The sequence below is a fragment of the Paenibacillus sp. FSL R7-0048 genome, assembly GCF_038004505.1.
Classification (GTDB): domain Bacteria; phylum Bacillota; class Bacilli; order Paenibacillales; family Paenibacillaceae; genus Paenibacillus_AQ; species Paenibacillus_AQ odorifer.
The window spans coordinates 1-23,136 of record NZ_JBBORF010000001.1 but is presented as its reverse complement, the minus strand read 5'-3'; the positions used below and the strand labels follow the sequence as shown (position 1 = coordinate 23,136).

The window sequence follows — 23,136 nt, the reverse complement described above, 5'->3', positions numbered from 1 at the left end:
TTCATTCCCCCCATGCCAGCCGAACAGCTGCTAATGCCTGAACTGGGTCTTGTTTCAACAGTTCGGCAAGCGTGGATATAGCCTTCTCCACACTTTGCCGCTCAGCATTCGTTCCAAAATGGTTGATCCGTAGAAGATGGCCAAATAATTCTCCGTCTCCGGGAGCCACAATGCCTATAGGCTGCTCAATCCGCAACTCTTGCTTTCCAGAAATCCGCACCGTTGTAGTCAGCGTAGAATAATGTCTGCTGTCCTTTTGCCAAGGCTCAAGCCCCAAGGATTTAATACCAGCTACAGCAGCTGCTGCGGCTCGCTCATGGCGTTTGATTACTTGATCCAATCCTTCTTCTTCAATTCGTGTCAAAGCTTGAGTCAAGGCTCTAGCCTCCAGCGTAGGAATGTTTGGGGCAACCCGCAATGGCGCGGCGTCTCCAAGTGATGGTTTCAGCTCCAGCAAGGATAAAATAGAATTGCGTGGAGCATTTTCATTCGACTCAAGAAATTCCCAGCCACGTGGAGAAATACTTACGGCACTAACACCGTTGGGTCCAGCTAAGGCTTTTTGCGCACCTATAACTGCAAAATCAACGGACCATTCATCCACCAGCAGGGCCTCTCCCCCAACCGCAGATACGGAGTCCGACACAGTAATTAGATTGAATTCTTTTGCAATTTCAAATATTTCTTTAGCAGGATTAGAGCCTCCAGTAACCACTTCAGCTTGAACAAAAGAAAGGGCACAAGGTTTAAACTCCTTAATCGCGGAAGCAACTTGGTCGCTAGTGACCACTTCATCAAAAGGAACCTTTACTTCAACAACCGTTGCTCCACCCCGCTCAAGCCATTTTCCAAATAAACTTCCATAAGGACCTGTTACTATATTTACAATGGTTCGACCAGGTGCAGCTATTCCGGCGGCTACCGCCTCGATTCCAAGGATTGCCTCAGCCGGAATGATAACTGGAGGGTGCTCAGTAAACAAGACTTTGGAAATTAAATGTGTTAGCTTATTGTACTCAGCCAGTGAAAGTGGCACGTATCCTTTATGTTCTCGGTTCATAAAAAAACCTCCTGATGTACTTTATTTTGGCATTTTCGGAACCGCCGACAACAGCTCATAACTGTATTCATGTTTAGGACGGATGAAGAATTGATCCCGCGGACTCTGCTCCACGAGCTTTCCTTGCCGCATAACTGCTACCGTATCGCTAATTGCATTGATTACTCCTAGATCATGAGAAATAAAAAGCATGGTGAGATTAAGCTCAGCCTTCAGCGTATTGAACAGTTCGAGCACACTAAGCTGCACAGATACATCCAACGCACTTGTAGGTTCATCTGCGATCAGGATGTTTGGCTCAACACTTAATGCACGAGCGATCGCTATCCGTTGACGCTGCCCGCCGGAAAATTCATGCGGGAATTTGTCTAACGCCTTTTGTCCTAAATGAACTTGATTCAAAAGCTCTTTGCATCTTTGTTCAACATCTGTACGCCCCACTATTTTATGAAACAATAAGGGCTCGGAAAGAATTTGCCTAATCGAATGTTTAGGATTTAGCGAAGCATCTGGATTTTGGAAAATCATCTGGATTGTTTTGTGCTGCTCACGGCTTCTTTTCTTTTTTAATTCTTGGGTACCCAACAGAATCTGTCCCTCATTTGGGGCAATCAGTCCAGCAATTACTCGCGCCAGCGTAGATTTCCCTGATCCGGATTCTCCAACAAGCCCAAGGGTGGTGTGCTGCTCAAGATTCATATTGATACGATCCAGTGCAGTAAAGCCGCCATAATGAACAGTTAAATCTTTTATTTGCAAGGCTAATTGCATGAGTCTCTACTCCCTTCAAGCTCTGGCAAAGGAAGCACCGAATCAATCAGCATCTGTGTGTAAGGGTCTTTCGGATTTTGCAAAATATCAAGAGTATTGCCCTGCTCAACAATCTGCCCCTGTTTCATTACACATAGCCGTGAACACAAGTTTGCTGCAATCGCTAGGTTATGCGTAACAAATACCATGGCAAAACTGAGCTCATGCTGGAGGCTCGTGATCGTCTCAATAATTTGCCGTTGAACCGTGACGTCAAGTGCCGTTGTCGGCTCATCACAGAGAAGTATGCCTGGCTTACACGCCAGTGCCAGAGCGATGACTACCCGTTGACACTGACCGCCTGACAGCTGACTCGGATACCGGTCCTTTTTCTTCAATGAATCGGGGAGACCAAGCCTTTCGAGCAGTTCCAGTGCAATTACCCGCGAAGTCTTACGGCTTACTTTCTGTCTGTAATACACAACTTCAGCCAGTTGTTTGACAACCGTACAGAGCGGATCAAGCGCACCTCTTGGATCTTGAAATACCATCGCACTGCTTACGTCACTTTTAATGGTGCCACCAGTCTGTTCAACACCATTTGGAAGCAAGCCTAAAATTGCACGCAGCGTAAGCGATTTTCCTGATCCCGATTCACCTACTAATCCCAGACTCTCCCCTTTACTCAGCGAAAAACTAACATTATTGACCAATCTCTCATTTGACTTAGCTGCCAGCGATAGCGCCTCTATTTCTAAAATGGGTTGTATAGACATTATTTTTTCCTCCATATGTCTGCCAAACCATCACCTAGGAGCGACAAAGCTATCCCCGTATACACCACTGCAAATCCCGGAACGGCCGAGAGCCACCAAGCTGTAGTGATGAAGGGCTGTCCATCTGAAATCATTGTCCCCCAGTCAGGAGTTGGCGGTGTAATGCCGATACCAAGATACCCGAGCGTAACAATGGCAACAAGCAATCCAATCATATCTGTCATAAGGACGACCACGGCTTGCGGAAGTACATTCGGCAGGAGATGACGCAAAATAATTTTCACTCCTGGTAGCCCTAAGGTTTGAGCGGACGCCACCCATTCCTGATTACGAAAAGAAGCACTAAGACCTCTGACGACACGGGCAAAGACAATCCATCCTACAAAAATAAAAGTAATATAAATGCCTCGTTCTCCTGCTCCACTTGCAAAAGCCACGATAATAACCATCAGATAAAAAGGAAAGGCGATGAATGTATCTGACAACAGCGTAATAACTGTATCGATCCATTTGCCGTAATATCCTGCCAGCATTCCTAGAAATACACCTGTGCAAAAGGGAATGATTTCTGCCAAGACCATGATTTTCAAATCAGTCCTCGCTGCATAAACCAGTCTGGTAAACAGATCACGCCCTAATTGATCAGTTCCCAACCAATGTTCGGCTGACGGAGGCTGTAAAAAGGCACTCAAATTTTGCTCAGAGGGGTCATAAGGACTTATATAAGGTATAAACACAGTCAAGAGAATAAGAGCTGCAAACATAATAATTCCCACTAGAAGTGATGGGGTATTCCATATTCGCTTTAAGCCGCTTGTTATCTTACCGTCTTCATACAATCGCGAGTCTAGTCTTATAGTTTTCATTGTTTTCCTTTCGTTCTGGGATCAAGCCACCAGGAAATGATTTCAATCAAGAGACTGATGATCACAACAGATAGCGCACAGTAAAGTGCTATTCCTTGAATAACCGGAAAGTCCCGTTTCGAAATTGAAGTGAACAATAAGCTGCCAATTCCCTTAATTCCAAATACCTGCTCAACGACCAAGGTGCCTCCGATTAAATAAGAAATATTCACACCCAGCAGCATTAACGTAGGAAGAGCAGAGTTGCGCAGCACATGTTTAAATAAAATAACCCTGTTTGGTATGCCCGCAGCCTTAAGGGTGACTACAAAATCCGATTCTAACACTTCAAGCATCTGCGCTCTTAATGAACGAACAAGCGTAGGAACCTGTGAAAAAGCAACAGTGATTGCTGGAAGTGCAAGACTATGCAAGGTTCCGACCCACCCTTCACTTACTCCCCCAACAGGGAACCAGCCAAGCCGGACACTAAAGAGCAAAATTAAAAGTAAGCCAACCCAGAAGATTGGCATACCTAGAGTAATTGTAGGAAAAATACGTATCAAATGGTCCAGCAGTTTATCCTTATGCGTAGCGGCTACCGTAGCGAGCAGAAGGGATACGAAAATCGCCAACACACAAGCCATCACGATGAGCAGCAAAGTAACAGGGGCCCGTTGTGTAATCAACTCTCTTGTTGATGTCCCCATAATAATGGAGTTTCCAGTATCTCCTTGAGTAAACAGCGTCTTCACAAATCGGATGAATTGCTCCCATAAAGGGAGGTCCAGCCCAAGAGTATGATGCATACTCTTGAGCGCCTCAGGGGTGCTGTATTCTCCCAAAATCATTTTTGCTGGATCTCCCGGCACGATTCGAATGATGAAAAAGACCGCTATCATTACGCAGAAGATCACTGCCAATGCTTTTATAAGAGATATCACAAGCCAGTTGTAAGAACCCTTGCTTCCTTTCGGTTGATTTAACACCTGCTTAAGATTCATCATTGGCTGATGCGGACATCTTCGAAACGGGCACTGCCGTTCGGTAGAACAACGAGACCGTCAACTGAAGAACGAATACCTTTTAAAACATCTGGATAGTAAAGCGGAATATAAGGAACTTCATCAGCAAGGGTCTGCAGCAGCTTAGTATAGATTTGTGCACGTTCATCGCCATCCGCAGTTTTTTGTCCCTCATATAGAAGCTTCGTTACTTCATCATTTGTATAATGCGTCCAATATGATTTGCTGAAGCCTTCCGGATCGGTCTGGAAAGCAATAATTGAGTTCGCTTCAGGGGAATCCGCTTGGCCGCTGTTCAGCATTGCCGCAAAATCATATGCGAAGAAACGTTCACGGAAAGTGGCAAGTTCAATCGATTCAATCTCAATCTTAATCCCGATCGTTTGGCCCGCTGCCTGAATAATTTGTGCCTCTTGAGCTCTTGTGCTATTACCGGATGCTACAAGTAATTTGGTAGTGAAGCCATTAGGGAAGGCAGATTTGGCAAGCTCCTCCTTGGCTGCTTCGATATTAAAGTTCAGTGCTTTGATTGTATCATTTGCGTTATAAGGAATCGTTGTTGGCAGCAATGAGTTTGCTGTTTGTGCATAACCAAAGGTTAACGCCTTGGTCAAGCCCTCACGATCAAGCGCCAGCGCCAGAGCGCGACGGACATGCACATCAGAAAAATGTTCATCCAACGTATTAAAGAACAATTGCTCTGTCACCCAACTACCGTTAGTAACTACTTTAGTGTCAGCCCCATCTTTAATCTCATTGGCATTTTGCAGAGCCAAAGATTCAATAGCATTAACTTCTCCAGCCTTCAGCTGGTTAATCGCTTGGCTGTCATCTTCAATCAGCTTATAAACGAGCTTATCAATATAGGGTTTACCTTCTTGCCAGTAGAATGTATTCTTAGTGAAGGTCAGATCACCAGCAGTGTCCCATGTTTCAACAACAAAAGGTCCCGTACCGATTGGTTTCTTGAAGAATTCCTCTTCGGATACTCCCCCGAAATTGTTAGGAAGGATACCATTTGAGAAATTAGATAGCTCCGAGATAAATGGTGTATAAGGCTCTTTAAGTGTAATAACAAGCGTTTTGTTATCTTGCGCTTTGATTGTGTCGACCTTTGCGGATATTGCCAGCGGGCCGCCTACCTTCAAGTGCCGCTCAAGAGAGAATACAGCATCTTCTGCGGTCACATCCGTACCATTGGAAAACTTCAAACCATCACGAAGCTCGAATGTATACGTCAGACCATCTTCACTGATATTATGTGACTTAGCAAGCCAATCTACAATTTCACCTTTGCTGTCAAAAGCGACTAATGATTCAAAAACTTTGTCGATTGCAAAAGCATTGTTGGACGTAATCTGATTATGCAAATCCAGCGAAGTTACAGAAGCAGGTCGTCCATAGACGAAAGTCCCTCCCGTTGCAGGTTCTGCAGTTTGAGGACTTTGAGTTGCCGGACTCGCACTTTCCTGTGCCTCTTTATTTGAATCAGCCTTATTATTAGACCCCGAGCACCCTGCAATTAACATCAATAGCAAAACTGCTATTGCCCCCAACAGAATCGGTTTCTTAATAGATACACTAAAGTACGACATAATTCGCTCCCCCTATAATTCTTATATGTTTAGTATGAATTGTATTATGGGTTAAACACTCTAGTCTGTCAAACATAATTTAATTTGCAACAATCCTTAAGTAAATATACATAACAAAAAGACCACTGTCGATTACTCAACAGTGGTCTTGTGTGCTTGGCAACGTCCTACTCTCCCAGGACCCTTCGGTCCAAGTACCATCGGCGCTGGAGGGCTTAACGGTCGTGTTCGGGATGGGTACGCGTGGAACCCCTCCGCTATCGCCACCAAACATGCGTCTGTGAAACAGACGCTGCCGCGTGAAATTCGGTTCATCACCAGAAGTGACAATGAATTTCTAAGCGTGTTACAGGCTTGATGCCTGAAAACTGAATCCGAAACAAATCTGCATTTTAAGTATAGGATAAGCCCTCGACCGATTAGTATTGGTCAGCTCCATGCATTGCTGCACTTCCACCTCCAACCTATCTACCTCGTCGTCTTCAAGGGGTCTTACTAATTGGGAAATCTCATCTTGAGGGGGGCTTCACGCTTAGATGCTTTCAGCGCTTATCCCGTCCGTACGTAGCTACCCAGCCATGCTCCTGGCGGAACAACTGGTGCACCAGCGGTACGTCCATCCCGGTCCTCTCGTACTAAGGACAGCTCCTCTCAAATTTCCTGCGCCCACGACAGATAGGGACCGAACTGTCTCACGACGTTCTGAACCCAGCTCGCGTACCGCTTTAATGGGCGAACAGCCCAACCCTTGGGACCTACTTCAGCCCCAGGATGCGATGAGCCGACATCGAGGTGCCAAACCTCCCCGTCGATGTGGACTCTTGGGGGAGATAAGCCTGTTATCCCCAGGGTAGCTTTTATCCGTTGAGCGATGGCCCTTCCATGCGGTACCACCGGATCACTAAGTCCGACTTTCGTCCCTGCTCGACTTGTAGGTCTCGCAGTCAAGCTCCCTTATGCCTTTGCACTCTGCGAATGATTTCCAACCATTCTGAGGGAACCTTGGAACGCCTCCGTTACTCTTTAGGAGGCGACCGCCCCAGTCAAACTGCCCGCCTGACACGGTCCCCGTACCCGGTAAGGGTACTAGGTTAGAACCTAGATACGATCAGGGTGGTATCCCAACGGCGCCTCCACCGAAGCTTGCGCTCCGATTTCTACGGCTCCCACCTATCCTGTACAGATCGTACCCAAATTCAATATCAAGCTGCAGTAAAGCTCCATGGGGTCTTTCCGTCTTGTCGCGGGTAACCTGCATCTTCACAGGTATTAAAATTTCACCGGATCTCTCGTTGAGACAGCGCCCAAGTCGTTACGCCATTCGTGCGGGTCAGAATTTACCTGACAAGGAATTTCGCTACCTTAGGACCGTTATAGTTACGGCCGCCGTTTACTGGGGCTTCGGTTCATAGCTTCGGGTTACCCCTAACCACTCCCCTTAACCTTCCAGCACCGGGCAGGCGTCAGCCCGTATACTTCGCCTTGCGGCTTCGCACAGACCTGTGTTTTTGCTAAACAGTCGCTTGGGCCTTTTCACTGCGGCCCCCTCGTGCTATTCACACTACCGGGGCACCCCTTCTCCCGAAGTTACGGGGTCATTTTGCCGAGTTCCTTAACGAGAGTTCTTCCGCGCGCCTTAGAATTCTCTTCTCGCCTACCTGTGTCGGTTTGCGGTACGGGCACCTTCTCCTGGCTAGAGGCTTTTCTTGGCAGTGTGAGATCATGACCTTCGCTACTACAATTTTCGCTCCCCATCACAGCCCAGCCTTATCGATGTGCGGATTTGCCTACACATCAGCCTCACTGCTTAGACGGACATCCATCAGTCCGCGTCACTACCCTCCTGCGTCACCCCATCGCTCATAGCGGATTACGGTGGTACAGTAATTTCAAACTGTTGTCCTTCGACTACGCCTTTCGGCCTCGCCTTAGGTCCCGACTTACCCTGAGCGGACGAGCCTTCCTCAGGAAACCTTGGGCTTTCGGCGGATCAGATTCTCACTGATCTTTTCGTTACTCATACCGGCATTCTCACTTGTGTAGTGTCCAGCGCTCTTTTCAGTACACCTTCAACCCCTACACAACGCTCCCCTACCCCAGATACATACGTATCTAGCCATAGCTTCGGTGGTGTGTTTAGCCCCGTTACATTTTCGGCGCAGAGTCACTCGACCAGTGAGCTATTACGCACTCTTTCAATGGTGGCTGCTTCTAAGCCAACATCCTGGTTGTCTGTGCAACTCCACATCCTTTCCCACTTAACACACACTTGGGGACCTTAGCTGATGGTCTGGGCTGTTTCCCTTTTGACAATGGATCTTAGCACTCACTGTCTGACTCCCGGCAATAAGTATATGGCATTCGGAGTTTGACTGAGCTTGGTAATCCTTGCGGACCCCGCACCCAATCAGTGCTCTACCTCCACTACTCTTATACCGAGGCTAGCCCTAAAGCTATTTCGGGGAGAACCAGCTATCTCCGAGTTCGATTGGAATTTCTCCGCTACCCCCACCTCATCCCCGCACTTTTCAACGTACGTGGGTTCGGGCCTCCAGTGCGTGTTACCGCACCTTCACCCTGGACAGGGGTAGATCACACGGTTTCGGGTCTACGTCCACATACTAAGTCGCCCTATTCAGACTCGCTTTCGCTGCGGCTCCACCTTCTCGGCTTAACCTTGCATGTTAAACGTAACTCGCCGGTTCATTCTACAAAAGGCACGCCATCACCCATAGATCGGGCTCTGACTTTTTGTAAGCACACGGTTTCAGGTTCTATTTCACTCCCCTTCCGGGGTGCTTTTCACCTTTCCCTCACGGTACTGTTTCACTATCGGTCGCCAGGTAGTATTTAGCCTTAGCAGATGGTCCTGCTGGATTCATACGGGGTTTCACGTGCCCCGCACTACTCGGGATCCGTCTCGGAGAGAACACAGTTTAGGTTACAGGGCTTTTACCTCTATCGCGGGCCTTTCCAGACCTCTTCACCTACCATATTCCTTTGTAACTCCATGTGAGACGTCCCACAACCCCTAAGAGCAAGCTCTTAGGTTTAGGCTGTTCCGCGTTCGCTCGCCGCTACTGACGGAATCACTATTGTTTTCTCTTCCTCAGGGTACTTAGATGTTTCAGTTCCCCTGGTCTGCCTCTACATTTCCTATGTATTCAGAAATGAGTAACTGCGAATTACCACAGCTGGGTTTCCCCATTCGGACACCCCCGGATCAAAGCTTGCTTACAGCTCCCCGAGGCAGTTTCGTTGTTCGCCACGTCCTTCGTCGGCTCCTGGCGCCTAGGCATCCTCCGTGTGCTCTTATTAGCTTAACCTTGATTTTTCCGCAGGAAAATATCATACGATGACATTCTCTTTGGAATCATCTCACTAATAACATTTACTTGTTTACACAAGTTGCTAAAAGATGTTCTAAAACGCAAATTCGTTTCGGTATCCAGTTTTCAAGGATCAAGTCTTACTTGAGAGCTTAAACTCTCAAAACTGAGCAACGAGTGAGTAACAGGCCTAAACCTGAGTTTTGGAAGTTAAACTTCCGATTTGAATGTTCTCATTGCAGAGAACGATTCTCCATAGAAAGGAGGTGATCCAGCCGCACCTTCCGATACGGCTACCTTGTTACGACTTCACCCCAATCATCTACCCCACCTTCGGCGGCTGGCTCCCTTGCGGGTTACCCCACCGACTTCGGGTGTTGTAAACTCTCGTGGTGTGACGGGCGGTGTGTACAAGACCCGGGAACGTATTCACCGCGGCATGCTGATCCGCGATTACTAGCAATTCCGACTTCATGCAGGCGAGTTGCAGCCTGCAATCCGAACTGAGACCGGCTTTGATGGGATTGGCTCCACCTCGCGGCTTCGCTTCCCGTTGTACCGGCCATTGTAGTACGTGTGTAGCCCAGGTCATAAGGGGCATGATGATTTGACGTCATCCCCACCTTCCTCCGGTTTGTCACCGGCAGTCACTCTAGAGTGCCCAGCATTACCTGCTGGCAACTAAAGTTAAGGGTTGCGCTCGTTGCGGGACTTAACCCAACATCTCACGACACGAGCTGACGACAACCATGCACCACCTGTCTCCTCTGTCCCGAAGGCCGCTGCTATCTCTAGCAGATTCAGAGGGATGTCAAGACCTGGTAAGGTTCTTCGCGTTGCTTCGAATTAAACCACATACTCCACTGCTTGTGCGGGTCCCCGTCAATTCCTTTGAGTTTCAGTCTTGCGACCGTACTCCCCAGGCGGAGTGCTTACTGTGTTAACTTCGGCACCAAGGGTATCGAAACCCCTAACACCTAGCACTCATCGTTTACGGCGTGGACTACCAGGGTATCTAATCCTGTTTGCTCCCCACGCTTTCGCGCCTCAGCGTCAGTTACAGCCCAGAAAGTCGCCTTCGCCACTGGTGTTCCTCCACATATCTACGCATTTCACCGCTACACGTGGAATTCCACTTTCCTCTTCTGTACTCAAGCCACCCAGTTTCCAGTGCGACCTCAGGTTGAGCCCAAGGTTTAAACACCAGACTTAAATAGCCGCCTGCGCGCGCTTTACGCCCAATAATTCCGGACAACGCTTGCCCCCTACGTATTACCGCGGCTGCTGGCACGTAGTTAGCCGGGGCTTTCTTCTCAGGTACCGTCACTCCGGTAGCAGTTACTCTACCGGACGTTCTTCCCTGGCAACAGAGCTTTACGATCCGAAAACCTTCATCACTCACGCGGCGTTGCTCCGTCAGGCTTTCGCCCATTGCGGAAGATTCCCTACTGCTGCCTCCCGTAGGAGTCTGGGCCGTGTCTCAGTCCCAGTGTGGCCGTTCACCCTCTCAGGTCGGCTACGCATCGTCGCCTTGGTGGGCCGTTACCCCACCAACTAGCTAATGCGCCGCAGGCCCATCCCTCAGTGACAGATTGCTCCGTCTTTCATTCTTCTCTCAGGAGAAAAAAGAAATTATCCGGTATTAGCTACCGTTTCCGGTAGTTATCCCAGTCTGAAGGGCAGGTTGCCTACGTGTTACTCACCCGTCCGCCGCTAAGTTATTTTGAAAGCAAGCTTTCAAAATAACTCCGCTCGACTTGCATGTATTAGGCACGCCGCCAGCGTTCGTCCTGAGCCAGGATCAAACTCTCCAATTAGTATTGAAAAGAGCGATATGCTCATTTTGAAACATCTGACGAGAAAATTAATTCTCTAATTTTGGATTTCACTTACGTGATTTCCTACTCACTCGTTGTTCAGTTTTCAAAGATCAAGTTCTCGTTGGCGCCGTTTAATGTCTCAGCAGCAACTCTTATACTATATCATGTTCGGCTATTTAATGTCAAGCTCTTTTTTAACTTCTTTTTCGAGCTCGGCATGTGTATTTCTTGGCCGGACTTAGAATATATCATGTATGGAGATGCATTGCAAGTCTTTTTTTGAAATATAATAGACAAATGAGAGACTGTGCTGCCATAAGCCTCAATACTGCGATATATAATGGCTAGCACAGCCTTATTCCCTTGTACCTACGCCCTAAGCAATGATCTCTTGAATATACAATTCACGTTCCAACATCAAGTTAACTATTGTTTCCTCTATTTTAACCATCGGACGTGTAGGGTTTGCGCGATCTGTGAAGATAATCTCCCCATGACGGCCATCACTTAATTTGATTCTAGTGCCATTAAAGAGATCAGTACTCTTCTGTATAAACGTCTGCACAATCACTGGGTCAAGCTTACCGAAGCTTTCTGTCAGAATCTGCTCTAGTACCAAATAAGGAGACTGTGCTCTTCTGTAGGCTCTTTCTAAGGTCATAGCATGGAATATATCTGCTACTGCGACTACTTTAGCGTAGAAATGAATCTGACTGCCGTCCAGCTTCAATGGGTAACCAGAGCCATCAATCTTCTCATGATGCTGCAAGGCGGCAAGTCTTACCCCTTCATTAATCGCTGTAACATTGCGTAATAATTGATAACCATATGTAGTGTGTCGGCGAACCTCTTCTATTTCACTATTGTTAAGTGACTCCGGTTTCTGTAAAAGTGAGCTGTCTACTTTTGCATTGCCGATATCATGTAATAATCCTGCAAAAGCAATCTGCATCCAATCCTTTTGTGGGTACCCACACCACTGAGCAATTTTATAGGAGGTCAACGCGGACAACACAGCATTGTGATAGTTGTAATCCTCATACTTTAAAGTGCGCGGTGTAAACTTCAAGACATGATAATCCTTCAAATAACCTATTAGTGTCTCTAACTGACTGCGAAGCTCAAAAATAGGAAGTGAAGCTGCCGTTACCGATCGATAGCTGTTCTTAATAAGAGTGAGCATTTTATCGTATTCATCATGTAGAGGAGAATTAGTCTTGGCCAACATCGATTCGTTGATAATGGCTCCAGCTTTAGGGGAAGCTTGCTTAGCTGTTGTCTTGGCTCCATCCGAACTGGCCTCACCTTGGTCACCTTCGATTTCCACTTGCCCAATCAAAAAAGCCTGTAAAATATCTAGATCACGAGGGAGCAATATTTTTCCCTTAGTGAATAAAGTCCCCCCTAAAGGTGTAATTACATCCTTTATTATCTTTGAGCCTGCTTTAACTTCTCCAACCAATATATTTGGCATATACTCAGCCCCTTAATTTCTATAAGCCGTACACCCAGCATTACCTCACATTGATAAGACAGATAATTTCTGAGAAATTAGTACTTTATAGGATTCTATTGGCTAATTATAGTACGGATAAATGGAAGACACTAGTGCAGTGAAAACTATTCTTTCAAAATATTTATTTTATTTTTTGAAGCATCGGTCATTCAAAAAGCAACAAAAAGAGCAAGAACTTCTGTAATAGAAGCCCTTGCTCTTTTTTGAATTCAACCTATTCTAAGTCAGTGTCTTCGTCCTCAGTCAGGATCTCAGGCTGATCAATATCGCCAGATTCCTCGACTGTATCTTGCCCATCCAGGCCTTCTTGCCCTTCCAAGCCTTCCAGACCTTCCACTTCCTCAGATTCATCCTCTTCGTTCTTGTCAGCTCTACACAGGGTAGCTACTGCGTCATCCTCACGGATGTTAATCAGCTTAACCCCTTGAGCATAACGGCCCATAGTAGAAATTCCATCCATGCTGGTACGAATCAGGGTACCGCTAGTCGTAATGATCATTAAGTCTTCATCCTTCTTAACGACCTTAAGACCCACTACAGGACCATTCTTATCGGTGAGATTAATGGTCTTGATCCCTTTACCGCCACGAGTCTGGGAACGATAATCACCGGCTGGTGTCCGTTTACCATAGCCCTTGGTAGTAACAATCAGAACCTCAAGCTCCTTATCGACACAGTCCATACCAATGACATGGTCATTACCGTCAAGCGTAATGCCCTTAACGCCAGTCGCGCTACGTCCCATAGAACGCACATCATTCTCTGAGAACGTAATCGACATTCCGCGAGCTGTACCGATAATGAGATTTTGCTGTCCATCAGTCAGCTTAACCTCGATTAGGGAATCTTCTTCACGAAGATTAATAGCAATAAGACCGCCTTTACGAATGTTGTTATAATCCCCAAGAGGCGTCTTCTTCACGATACCCTCACGGGTAGCAAAGAATAAATATTTGTCGCTATCGCCATCTTCCACTTGGATTACCGCACTAATCTTCTCACCTTGTTCGATTTGAATCAGGTTGATGATTGGCGTCCCCCGGGCTGTACGGCCCAATTCTGGGATCTCATAAGCTTTAATCCGGTAAACTTTACCCTTATCGGTAAAGAACATCAGATAGTTATGAGAGTTACTCACGAAGAGATGCTCCACGAAATCCTGGTCCTTGGTGTCCATCCCCATGACTCCGCGACCTCCGCGCTTCTGACTGCGGTAGGTGCTGACAGGTAGACGTTTGATATATCCTGTATGTGTAATAGTGATAACAACCTCTTCACGTGGAATAAGGTCTTCATCCAGGATACTTTCTTCACCAACCGTAATCTCTGTCCGGCGTTCATCAGAATATCTATCGCGGATATCCTGCAGCTCGTTGCTGATGATTTCCAGTACAAGATGCTCGTTAGCCAGAATTTCACGGTACTCTGCAATTTTAACGATCAATTCGTTATATTCATTCTCGATCTTTTCCCGTTCCAGACCGGTCAGACGTTGCATCCGCATATCGAGGATAGCCTGAGCCTGCTCTAAACTGAGGCTAAAGGTGCTCATTAATCCTTCGCGGGCTATATCAGTTGTCCGTGAAGCACGGATTAACGCAATCACTTCATCCAGATGATCAAGCGCAATGCGCAGACCTTCTAAGATATGAGCGCGTGCTTCAGCTTTTTTAAGATCAAATATAGTACGACGACGAATAACTTCAATCTGGTGCTGCAAATAATGATAAAGTACATCACGCAGATTAAGAATTTTCGGCTCGTTATTTACGATGGCAAGCATGTTGATCCCAAATGTGGATTGCATAGAAGTATGTTTATATAGATTGTTTAATACTACATTTGGATTAACATCGCGTCTCATCTCAACAACTACACGCATACCGTTACGGTCAGACTCATCTCGAAGATCCGTTATACCTTCGATCCGTTTCTCACGTACTAATTCTGCGATTTTTTCAACCAATCTTGCTTTGTTAACCTGGTATGGAAGCTCATGCACAATGATGCGAGCCTTGCCGTTGTTCTCTTCGATCGTTGCCTTCGCACGCATGGTTACTGAACCACGCCCCGTACGATAAGCCTGACGAATGCCCTCACGACCCAAAATATATCCAGCCGTAGGGAAATCCGGACCTTGGATAAACTCCATCAATTCCATTGGCGTGATATCAGGATTCTTAATCATCGCCTGCACACCATCGATAACTTCACCAAGGTTATGCGGTGGAATATTAGTAGCCATACCTACAGCAATACCCGATACCCCATTTACGAGCAGATTCGGATAACGGGCTGGCAATACAACCGGCTCATTCTCTTCACCATCATAGTTGGGTGCGAAGTCAACTGTCTCTTTGTTCAAATCACGAAGCATTTCGCCTGCAATCTTGGAGAGACGGGCTTCTGTGTACCGCATCGCCGCGGCCATATCACCATCAATCGAACCAAAGTTCCCGTGACCGTCTACAAGCATATAGCGCATCGAGAAATCCTGAGCCATCCGTACCATTGTTTCATAGACAGCTGAGTCACCGTGAGGGTGGTACTTACCGATAACCTCACCGACGATTCTTGCAGATTTCTTATGAGGCTTATCCGCAGACATTCCAAGCTCCGACATCGCAAACAAAATGCGTCGGTGAACCGGCTTGAGTCCGTCCCGCACATCTGGCAAAGCCCGGCTAACAATGATGCTCATTGCGTAATCCATAAAGGATTCACGCATTTCCACGCCAATGTCCCGATCTTTGACTTGTGGGTTATTTTGTTCAGCCATGAGTTGCTGGACCTCCTTCAGTTAAAAAACCGCTACCCTTAATTATATTACTTTCACAAAAGTAGCACAATTAAACATGATAGCCTTTTATCTTCTAATATTGATTTCTTTTTGCGCTTATCAGGGTATTTGCCCTTTCCGCAAATATCTTTACTACATAGACTGTAAAGACAAGAAACACGGTTTTATTATCCTAATATCGTTCGATAAGGCATAACCCCATATCCTTATATTATACCATTGTTTAGGTAGCTTGTCCTGATTTTCAGCTGTCAAAGATTATGCTGCCACTGCATTTTTTACAACAAGGAACCCAAAGGACCTATTCCTGCACAAAACTCATAAGGAGGAAGATAATGAAGATTCAACGCGTCCCAAGCAAATGGGCTAAAACGAAAGTCATCCTTCAAAATCACTCTCTATTGCAATATGTGCCTGATACCCGTAAATTCGATGTCAATGCTCTTAAGGAGATGCTTGCGTTATATACAATGGTCTATATTAAGCCAGATCGAGGAAGTTATGGTATCGGTGTAATGAGAGCTGAGCAGCGTACTGTAACTCTTAGCACTAGCAAACAGAAAGCTGAACACGGTACCGACCTCGATAACGTTAATAAAGAAGAGCCCGAAGAACAGATCTTGTATATTTTAAGATATGGGAAGACTGCGGAAGTGTTTTTCTCACCAGAAGAGCTGTATGAGAACTTACAGAAACGAATTCAGAATCGAACCTATTTGATTCAAAAAGGGATTGACCTTCTGCGTCATCAAGACCGCCCTTTTGATCTTCGGGTTCTTACCCAAAAGACTCCATCAGGAGTATGGGAAACAACAGGAATGCTTGGAAGAGTAGCTGCCCCTCAAAAAATCGTCACCAATTATCACAGTGGAGGCAGTATCCTTTCCGTAAGTACTCTACTAAAAAATTATATGCCGCCCTCTGAAGTCCTAGTTACGATCAATCACTTAAAAGCTTTGGGTATACAAATCGCGACACAGCTTCAATCTGCCTATCCAGGAATCAAAGAGATTGGTCTGGATATTGCCATGGATCAACATCTGGATATGTGGCTGCTGGAAGTCAACACTCTTCCGTCCATTGCTGTATTCAAATTATTTCCTGATAAATCAATCTATCGTAAAATACATCGCTATGCCGTAGCCTATGGACGTGTAAAAGCAAGAAAATCCCCTTATTCGACCCGCAATAAACAATCCACAAGAGCCTAAAAAAAAGCTTGAAATCAAAGAACCTCCAGCGTTCTCATTCCGTTAGGAATAGAAGCCGGAGGTTGTATTAAATATTGTTCTTACACATCAAGGTATCTAACGTTCTTGGCATGCTCATGGATAAAGTCACGTCTTGGTTCAACATTGTCACCCATAAGTGTATCAAAAATACTATCTGCCAGCATCGCATCTTCAATCGTAACCTGGAGCATCATACGGGTCTCAGGGTCCATCGTTGTGTCCCAAAGTTGGGTTGCATTCATCTCTCCCAAACCTTTGTAACGTTGGACGTTAACCTTAGCATTTTCTCCAAAAGAAGCGATAATATCATCGCGTTCCTTCTCGCTGCCTGCGTAGCGGATAACCTTATTGCGCTCAATCTTAAAGAGAGGAGGCTGTGCAATATAGATATAACCCGCGTCTACTAGCTTCCGCATGTAACGATAGAAGAACGTTAATAATAGCGTTCTAATATGGGCTCCATCGACGTCGGCATCGGTCATAATAACGACTTTATGATAGCGAGCCTTCGATAAGTCAAAGTCATCGCTGATCCCTGTGCCCAAAGCCGTAATGATGGCGCGGATCTCGGCGTTAGATAAAATACGGTCAAGGCGAGCTTTCTCAACGTTTAGGATCTTACCACGCAACGGTAGAATCGCTTGGAAATGGCGATCCCGGCCTTGCTTAGCCGATCCACCCGCTGAGTCACCTTCGACGATGTATAGTTCGCTGATCGAGGCATCCTTGGATGAACAGTCGGCGAGTTTACCAGGCAGAGCACTGACTTCAAGCGCACTCTTCCGACGGGTTAACTCACGTGCCTTACGGGCAGCTTCTCGCGCGCGTGAAGCGGAGAGTGATTTCTCAAGAACGCGACGTGACACTGCTGGGTTTTCTTCCAGGAACTCTTGTAATTTCTCTCCGAACAGTGATTCTACGATACCCCGAACTTCACTATTTCCGAGCTTAGTTTTCGTTTGACCTTCGAATTGTGGATCTGGAATTTTGACAGAAATAATGGCTGTCAATCCTTCACGCACGTCATCACCAGTCAGATTCGAATTGCTATCCTTCAGTACTCCCGCTTTACGAGCATAATCGTTGATGATACGGGTCAGCGCACTTTTAAAGCCGGATTCATGCGTTCCGCCCTCATGCGTATTAATATTATTCGCAAAAGAGTAGATGTTCTCAGTATACGAATCGTTATATTGGAGAGCCACTTCAACTTGGATCATATCGCGTGAGCCTTCCACGTAGATCGGATCCTCATGTAGTGCTTCTTTTTTCTCATTCAAATATTTCACATATTCAACGATACCACCCTCGTATTTGAACACGTTGGTGACATCCGTCCGCTCATCATGAAGTGAAAGCTCGATTCCTTTGTTAAGAAAAGCCAGCTCCCGAATACGAGTAAGCAGTGTCGAATATTCAAAAACTGTGGTTTCCGTAAATATTTCAGGATCCGGATGAAAGGTTGTAGTCGTTCCTGTCTCATCTGAATCGCCAACGATTTTGATGTCATACTGCGGTGCACCACGTCTATATTCCTGTTGGTAGATATGACCGTCACGTTTGACCTTAACAAGGACCTTTTCAGACAAGGCATTCACTACAGAGATACCCACGCCATGCAAACCACCGGAAACTTTATATCCGCCACCGCCGAATTTACCGCCTGCATGCAGCACGGTCATTACGACTTCAAGCGTCGACTTCTTAAGCTTTACATTCTCACCTACAGGTATGCCACGTCCATTATCGATAACAGTGATCGCGTTATCCTCATGTATAATCACTTGAATCCGGTCACAATAACCTGCGAGTGCCTCATCGATACTATTATCGACGACCTCCCATACCAAGTGATGGAGACCTTTAGAACTAGTCGAACCAATATACATGCCCGGACGTTTCCGAACCGCTTCCAGCCCTTCCAGTACCTGAATCTGGCTCTCATCATATGTCGGTTGATTCATTGACATGCCTTCACCTACTTCTTTCTGATTATCTCTTTGTTACCCAATGCAAGTTATATTTCGAGCAAAATTTTGGCTCTTTTTTTAAGAGTGGAGGAGGAAATGGGGGAGTAATACACGATATTTTTAGTTACGACAATAGATTTTGCTTCCTCTTCGCCAATCCGCTCAAGCTTCTTATCCTGCTCAGAGTGAATAACGAATTGCTTAGATACCTTGGAAGATTTCTCAATCGAAATATCAAATATAGCAATTAACTCCGAAGACCTAATGATCTTCTCCCCGCCCAAATGAATATACATGATCGTCCTCCGCTCTTTTATAACTCAACTTTTCCATCATGAACATGAAATAGGCTGGCGCCCTTTAATTTATCGGCATTCAGACCCTCAATTCCGGTAGCGGTAATGAATGTCTGTACCTTGCTTTGAAAGGTTTCAATAAGCTGGGTCTGGCGGTAAGGATCAAGCTCGGATAAAACATCATCAAGAAGCAGCACAGGATATTCTCCGATTTCCTCATGGATCAGCTCGATTTCCGCCAGCTTAAGCGATAAAGCCGTGGTACGCTGCTGTCCTTGAGAACCGTAGACCTGAGCTTCCCTTCCGTTGATAAAAAAGGACAGGTCATCCCGATGGGGACCCGTCAGCGTCATGCCGCGCCTGATTTCTTGTTCTCTCGTTTGTGATAACTTTAACATAAAATTGTCTAATAAGACAGCTTCATCTTCCTCATCCCGATCGCCGAAAGAGGGGACATAGAGCAATTTCAGTTCTTCTCCGCCGTTCGTAATCCCCCGGTGAATGCTTTCAGCCCATATTTGCAGCTTCTTTATGAATTGTTTCCTTTTTTTGACGATTTTAACACCATGCTCTACAAGTTGAGCATCCCAGATTTCCAGAAGCTCTTTCCCTGCAGCCTCTTTTCCCCATAATTGCTTTAAGAGATTACCTCTTTGCAAGAGAATTTTTTGATACTGCTGTAGGTGAAATAGATAACTAGGCTGGACTTGGCCGATCTCCATATCAAGAAAACGCCGTCTGATACCAGGGGTCCCTTTTACAATCTCTAAATCTTCCGGTGCAAACATGACCACATTCAGAGATCCAACAAACTCACTAAGGCGCCGCTGCTCCAAACCATTGATCTTGGCTTTTTTACCTTTGGCAGATAGGGTGAGCTCCAGCTTGAGATCGCCATACTTGCGTTCCACCTCGGCAACGATCTGAGCTGCATCTCCGGGGGCATCGAAGGAGATAAGTTCGCGGTCCTTAGAGGTGCGGTGGCTTTTGGTCATCGCCAGGACGAACAATGCCTCCATGAGGTTTGTTTTGCCTTGGGCGTTCTGACCCAGAATCAGATTCACATCGCCCAGGCTCTCCAGACGCAGCAGCCCGTAATTCCGATAATGCTGCAGACCGATATTTTTAACAAACACGAAATGGTTCCTCCCCTAGCGTACTACTCTTTTACTCCTCCGCCTTCAACCTCAAAGGTACCGTTATCCTGCACTTCGATTTTGTCACCCGGATAAAGTTTTCTGCCGCGCCGTTCCTCTACCTCTCCGTTGACCAATACGTGACCTTCCTGCAATAAAGCTTTGGCCATTCCACCTGTGGATACACAATCTGCGAGTTTCAGAAATTGGTCCAGCTTAATGTATCCACTGTGGATAAGTATTTTTTTCATGGTTTTTATCCTTTCAGCCACTTATCCACATGTTCATGAATGTTGGCATTAATTTGTTGTACGGTAAGGCAAAATGATATACAAGCTATTGGTTTGGTCAAGTGGTTTCAAAATGATCGGACTCATCATCCCTGTAAATGCAATAACGAGCTGCTCACTCTCTATGACCTTTAATACATCAAGCATATATTTCGAGTTGAAAGATATTTTGAGAGGTTCACCTTTGAAATCAATGACTTCAAGTTCCTCGCGAACCTTACCCAGCTCTGATGAGCTTGAAGAAATTTCAATACCGCCTTGATCAAGCGTCTGCATACGAACAATATTTGTTTTTTCTTCCCGGGACAGCAAATAAGCACGATCAATCGATTCGCTTAATTTTTTTGTATCTAAAGTTAGTTCTGTTTTGTAGGTTGTTGGAATAATTCTAGAAGTATCAGGATAAATCCCATCTAGGATCCGTGAATAAAACAGTACTTTGTCGATTTTGAAGAGAACTTGATTATCCGCAACGACAATATCAACCAGCATATTTTGGTCAGGGATAATTTTGCTGAGCTCATTAAGGGTTTTACCGGCAATAACAATATTTCCGAAATTGACATTTTCCGTGCCTTCAAGTTTAGCAGCTCTTGTTGCCAAGCGGTGACGGTCAGTCGCTGTAAACTTAAACTCATTGTCGCTCAGATTCCATAGTATACCCGTTAATATCGGAGTTGTCTCTTGGGTAGAAATAGAAAAGGCTGTTTGTTTAATCATATTTTTCAGCAAATCACCTGGTAGAGAGATCGTGTCATTCTCTTCAATGCTCGGTAACACTGGGAATTCTTCAGGGTCTAAACCTACCATCTGAATCTCAGTGGATCCGGAAGAAATGTACGTTTGGAATCCTTCTTTTACTTCCATGTGGATTTCTTTGGAGGGCAGCTTCTTAATAATCTCGACGAAAAATTTAGCGGGAAGGACAACACTTCCTGGCTGATCTATCTTCACGATGGTGTGGCTGTCATTCTCTGCTGGAATAAACGATTGAATAGAAATATCGGTATCACTTGCAGTTAATGTGACGCCTTGATGGCTAACTTCCAGTTTAATACCGGTCAAAATAGGGATTGTTGTTCTGCTGGATATAGCTTTGGATACGTGTTGAATGGATTCGTTGAGCTCATTTTTAAGAATGCTTATTTTCATGATTTCACTCCTAGCTGAAAAATTGGGAATTTCGATGGATTTGAGTCTGTTAATTACGCGTCTTTACATGATGAATTATTATAGTTATTTAATAGTATTAGTAGTAGGGGCGACGAATATGTGGATAACCCCACCAAACAGCATAAAATTAAGCCTACCCACATGTGTATAGATTGTGTATAGGCTCTTTGTTCCTCTTAGGAAGGATTTTTAATTTTCTCCGCAAGATTATTTACCACTTTGTACAACTCCTGATCGACCTTTAATGCCTGTGTAATTTTATCGTGCGCATGAATTACGGTCGTATGGTCACGTCCTCCGAAAGCCTCACCAATCTTAGGCAGCGAATAATCCGTTAGTTCACGGGATAGATACATTGCGATTTGACGTGGAAACGCTACGGCTTTGGTTCTTTTGCGTGCTTTGAAGTCTTCAAGGCGCAAATTGTAGTATTCTCCGACTTTTTGCTGAATATCAGCGATGGTGATCATCTTGGGACGACTGGAAGGAATAATATCCTTGAGCGCTTCAGCTGCCAAATGAGTGGTTACATCCTGGTTGGTAAGCGAAGAATAAGCAACTACCCGGATTAATGCACCCTCAAGCTCACGAATATTGGTGTCAATCTGGTTGGCAATATACATCATGGCCTCATTAGGGATATCAAGGTTCTCTGCCTTAGCCTTTTTGCGTAAAATCGCAATCCGGGTCTCCAGATCTGGTGGTTGAATATCCGTAATCAAGCCCCATTCGAACCGGGAACGCAGCCGTTCTTCCAGTGTGGGAATTTCCTTTGGTGGTCGGTCGCTGGAGATGATAATTTGCTTGCGTTCTTCGTGGAGCGCATTGAAAGTATGGAAAAACTCCTCCTGTGTAGACTCTTTTCCAGCGAGGAATTGAATGTCGTCGATAAGCAAAATGTCAACATTACGATACTTGTTACGGAAGCTTTCACCGCGGTTATCACGGATCGAATTGATAAATTCATTCGTGAATTTCTCAGAAGAGATGTAAATTACCTTGTTATTTGGGTTATGTTCCAGGACATAGTGCCCAATTGCGTGCATCAAATGGGTTTTGCCCAGACCTACACCACCGTATAAAAACAAGGGATTGTATGCTTTGGCTGGTGCTTCGGCTACTGCCAGTGAGGCTGCATGCGCAAAGCGGTTCCCAGAGCCGATTACAAAGGTGTCAAAAGTGTACTTTGGATTGAGCAGATGCGTTTGTGCTTCTTCTCTTGATACTACGGGAGTCGGAGCGGATTGTTGAACCACAAGCTCAGGAGGCTTGCTTTCTTCAATCACGAATTTTACATCCACTTGTTTCCCTGTGACTTCGTAGACGGTTGCTCCTACCAGTTTGGTGTAACGACTTTCCAGCCATTCTACTGCAAACGTTGTAGGTGCCGAGATAATGAGAACCTGGGAGTTGAAGGTTATCGCTTTAGTAGCCTTAAACCAGGTATCAAAGCTCGGCTTGCTTAATTTGGTTTGAATAATCGATAAAATTTGCTGCCATAATTCGGAAGTATGGCTGTCCAC

At 45.7% G+C, this 23,136-nt stretch carries 15 protein-coding genes and 3 rRNA genes; 1 reads left to right on the top strand and 17 read right to left on the bottom strand.

What is annotated here, in order from left to right:
- Nucleotide 1: 1 nt before the first annotated feature.
- The 11 genes from NSQ91_RS00090 to gyrA all read right to left on the bottom strand — a co-directional run bounded on the left by NSQ91_RS00090 (nucleotide 2) and on the right by gyrA (nucleotide 15,495).
- Complete coding sequence (locus NSQ91_RS00090) at nucleotides 2–1,060, bottom strand: aminotransferase class V-fold PLP-dependent enzyme (protein WP_076130920.1); 1,059 nt, start codon at nucleotides 1,058–1,060, stop codon at nucleotides 2–4.
- A 21-nt stretch (nucleotides 1,061–1,081) separates the two neighbouring features.
- Nucleotides 1,082–1,831 carry an ABC transporter ATP-binding protein gene (locus NSQ91_RS00085; RefSeq protein ID WP_340916056.1) on the bottom strand — a complete coding sequence of 250 codons (750 nt, stop codon included), beginning with the start codon at nucleotides 1,829–1,831 and terminating at the stop codon, nucleotides 1,082–1,084.
- On the bottom strand, nucleotides 1,822–2,586 hold the full coding sequence (locus tag NSQ91_RS00080; protein WP_076130917.1) for an ABC transporter ATP-binding protein: 765 nt from the start codon (nucleotides 2,584–2,586) through the stop codon (nucleotides 1,822–1,824). Before NSQ91_RS00080 ends, NSQ91_RS00085 begins: the two co-directional genes overlap by 10 nt.
- Nucleotides 2,586–3,452 carry an ABC transporter permease gene (locus NSQ91_RS00075; protein WP_340916053.1) on the bottom strand — a complete coding sequence of 289 codons (867 nt, stop codon included), beginning with the start codon at nucleotides 3,450–3,452 and terminating at the stop codon, nucleotides 2,586–2,588. Before NSQ91_RS00075 ends, NSQ91_RS00080 begins: the two co-directional genes overlap by 1 nt.
- Nucleotides 3,449–4,438: an ABC transporter permease gene (locus tag NSQ91_RS00070; protein WP_076130914.1), complete on the bottom strand. Its 990-nt coding sequence runs from the start codon at nucleotides 4,436–4,438 to the stop codon at nucleotides 3,449–3,451. The genes NSQ91_RS00075 and NSQ91_RS00070 overlap by 4 nt, the downstream gene beginning before the upstream one ends.
- Complete coding sequence (locus tag NSQ91_RS00065; protein WP_076130912.1) at nucleotides 4,435–6,051, bottom strand: ABC transporter substrate-binding protein; 1,617 nt, start codon at nucleotides 6,049–6,051, stop codon at nucleotides 4,435–4,437. Before NSQ91_RS00065 ends, NSQ91_RS00070 begins: the two co-directional genes overlap by 4 nt.
- A gap of 154 nt (nucleotides 6,052–6,205) precedes the next feature.
- A 5S ribosomal RNA gene (gene rrf, locus NSQ91_RS00060) occupies nucleotides 6,206–6,322 on the bottom strand.
- A 128-nt stretch (nucleotides 6,323–6,450) separates the two neighbouring features.
- Nucleotides 6,451–9,377 (bottom strand): 23S ribosomal RNA (locus tag NSQ91_RS00055).
- Between the two features lie 262 nt (nucleotides 9,378–9,639).
- Nucleotides 9,640–11,197 (bottom strand): 16S ribosomal RNA (locus tag NSQ91_RS00050).
- Together the 16S, 23S and 5S rRNA genes form the textbook arrangement of a ribosomal RNA operon.
- Nucleotides 11,198–11,576: 379 nt before the next feature.
- Nucleotides 11,577–12,674 carry an HD-GYP domain-containing protein gene (locus NSQ91_RS00045; protein ID WP_076124333.1) on the bottom strand — a complete coding sequence of 366 codons (1,098 nt, stop codon included), beginning with the start codon at nucleotides 12,672–12,674 and terminating at the stop codon, nucleotides 11,577–11,579.
- 256 nt (nucleotides 12,675–12,930) lie between these two features.
- A complete protein-coding gene (gyrA, locus tag NSQ91_RS00040) occupies nucleotides 12,931–15,495 on the bottom strand; it encodes a DNA gyrase subunit A (RefSeq protein WP_036677722.1) in 2,565 nt (854 codons plus the stop codon).
- 356 nt (nucleotides 15,496–15,851) lie between these two features.
- On the opposite strand from gyrA, the gene NSQ91_RS00035 reads away from it, so the two are divergent.
- Complete coding sequence (locus tag NSQ91_RS00035; RefSeq protein ID WP_076282221.1) at nucleotides 15,852–16,727, top strand: YheC/YheD family protein; 876 nt, start codon at nucleotides 15,852–15,854, stop codon at nucleotides 16,725–16,727.
- Between the two features lie 80 nt (nucleotides 16,728–16,807).
- Here NSQ91_RS00035 and gyrB read toward each other — a convergent pair whose 3' ends face one another.
- The 6 genes from gyrB to dnaA form a co-directional block, all read right to left on the bottom strand.
- On the bottom strand, nucleotides 16,808–18,718 hold the full coding sequence (gene gyrB / locus NSQ91_RS00030) for a DNA topoisomerase (ATP-hydrolyzing) subunit B (RefSeq protein ID WP_036677726.1): 1,911 nt from the start codon (nucleotides 18,716–18,718) through the stop codon (nucleotides 16,808–16,810).
- A 47-nt stretch (nucleotides 18,719–18,765) separates the two neighbouring features.
- The gene (gene remB / locus NSQ91_RS00025) at nucleotides 18,766–19,014 is read right to left on the bottom strand and encodes an extracellular matrix regulator RemB (protein WP_036677731.1); all 249 of its coding nucleotides are present in this window, start codon (nucleotides 19,012–19,014) and stop codon (nucleotides 18,766–18,768) included.
- Nucleotides 19,015–19,031: 17 nt separating this feature from the next.
- A complete protein-coding gene (gene recF / locus NSQ91_RS00020; protein WP_036677733.1) occupies nucleotides 19,032–20,150 on the bottom strand; it encodes a DNA replication/repair protein RecF in 1,119 nt (372 codons plus the stop codon).
- A 23-nt stretch (nucleotides 20,151–20,173) separates the two neighbouring features.
- Complete coding sequence (gene yaaA, locus NSQ91_RS00015; protein ID WP_036677736.1) at nucleotides 20,174–20,401, bottom strand: S4 domain-containing protein YaaA; 228 nt, start codon at nucleotides 20,399–20,401, stop codon at nucleotides 20,174–20,176.
- Nucleotides 20,402–20,449: 48 nt separating this feature from the next.
- Entirely contained in the window at nucleotides 20,450–21,592 is a 1,143-nt protein-coding gene (gene dnaN / locus NSQ91_RS00010; RefSeq protein WP_036677739.1) for a DNA polymerase III subunit beta, read from the bottom strand.
- Nucleotides 21,593–21,789: 197 nt separating this feature from the next.
- On the bottom strand, nucleotides 21,790–23,136 hold the full coding sequence (gene dnaA, locus NSQ91_RS00005) for a chromosomal replication initiator protein DnaA (RefSeq protein ID WP_036677741.1): 1,347 nt from the start codon (nucleotides 23,134–23,136) through the stop codon (nucleotides 21,790–21,792).

What these genes read in the sequence shown, in the direction of transcription:
- NSQ91_RS00035 (WP_076282221.1), top strand. Translation starts at nt 15,852, where the DNA reads ATGAAGATTCAACGCGTCCCAAGCAAATGGGCTAAAACGAAAGTCATC.
- NSQ91_RS00090 (WP_076130920.1), bottom strand. Translation starts at nt 1,060, where the DNA reads ATGAACCGAGAACATAAAGGATACGTGCCACTTTCACTGGCTGAGTAC.
- NSQ91_RS00065 (WP_076130912.1), bottom strand. Translation starts at nt 6,051, where the DNA reads ATGTCGTACTTTAGTGTATCTATTAAGAAACCGATTCTGTTGGGGGCA.
- gyrA (WP_036677722.1), bottom strand. Translation starts at nt 15,495, where the DNA reads ATGGCTGAACAAAATAACCCACAAGTCAAAGATCGGGACATTGGCGTG.
- remB (WP_036677731.1), bottom strand. Translation starts at nt 19,014, where the DNA reads ATGTATATTCATTTGGGCGGGGAGAAGATCATTAGGTCTTCGGAGTTA.
- NSQ91_RS00075 (WP_340916053.1), bottom strand. Translation starts at nt 3,452, where the DNA reads ATGAAAACTATAAGACTAGACTCGCGATTGTATGAAGACGGTAAGATA.
- NSQ91_RS00045 (WP_076124333.1), bottom strand. Translation starts at nt 12,674, where the DNA reads ATGCCAAATATATTGGTTGGAGAAGTTAAAGCAGGCTCAAAGATAATA.
- dnaN (WP_036677739.1), bottom strand. Translation starts at nt 21,592, where the DNA reads ATGAAAATAAGCATTCTTAAAAATGAGCTCAACGAATCCATTCAACAC.
- yaaA (WP_036677736.1), bottom strand. Translation starts at nt 20,401, where the DNA reads ATGAAAAAAATACTTATCCACAGTGGATACATTAAGCTGGACCAATTT.
- NSQ91_RS00070 (WP_076130914.1), bottom strand. Translation starts at nt 4,438, where the DNA reads ATGATGAATCTTAAGCAGGTGTTAAATCAACCGAAAGGAAGCAAGGGT.
- NSQ91_RS00085 (WP_340916056.1), bottom strand. Translation starts at nt 1,831, where the DNA reads ATGCAATTAGCCTTGCAAATAAAAGATTTAACTGTTCATTATGGCGGC.
- gyrB (WP_036677726.1), bottom strand. Translation starts at nt 18,718, where the DNA reads ATGTCAATGAATCAACCGACATATGATGAGAGCCAGATTCAGGTACTG.
- NSQ91_RS00080 (WP_076130917.1), bottom strand. Translation starts at nt 2,586, where the DNA reads ATGTCTATACAACCCATTTTAGAAATAGAGGCGCTATCGCTGGCAGCT.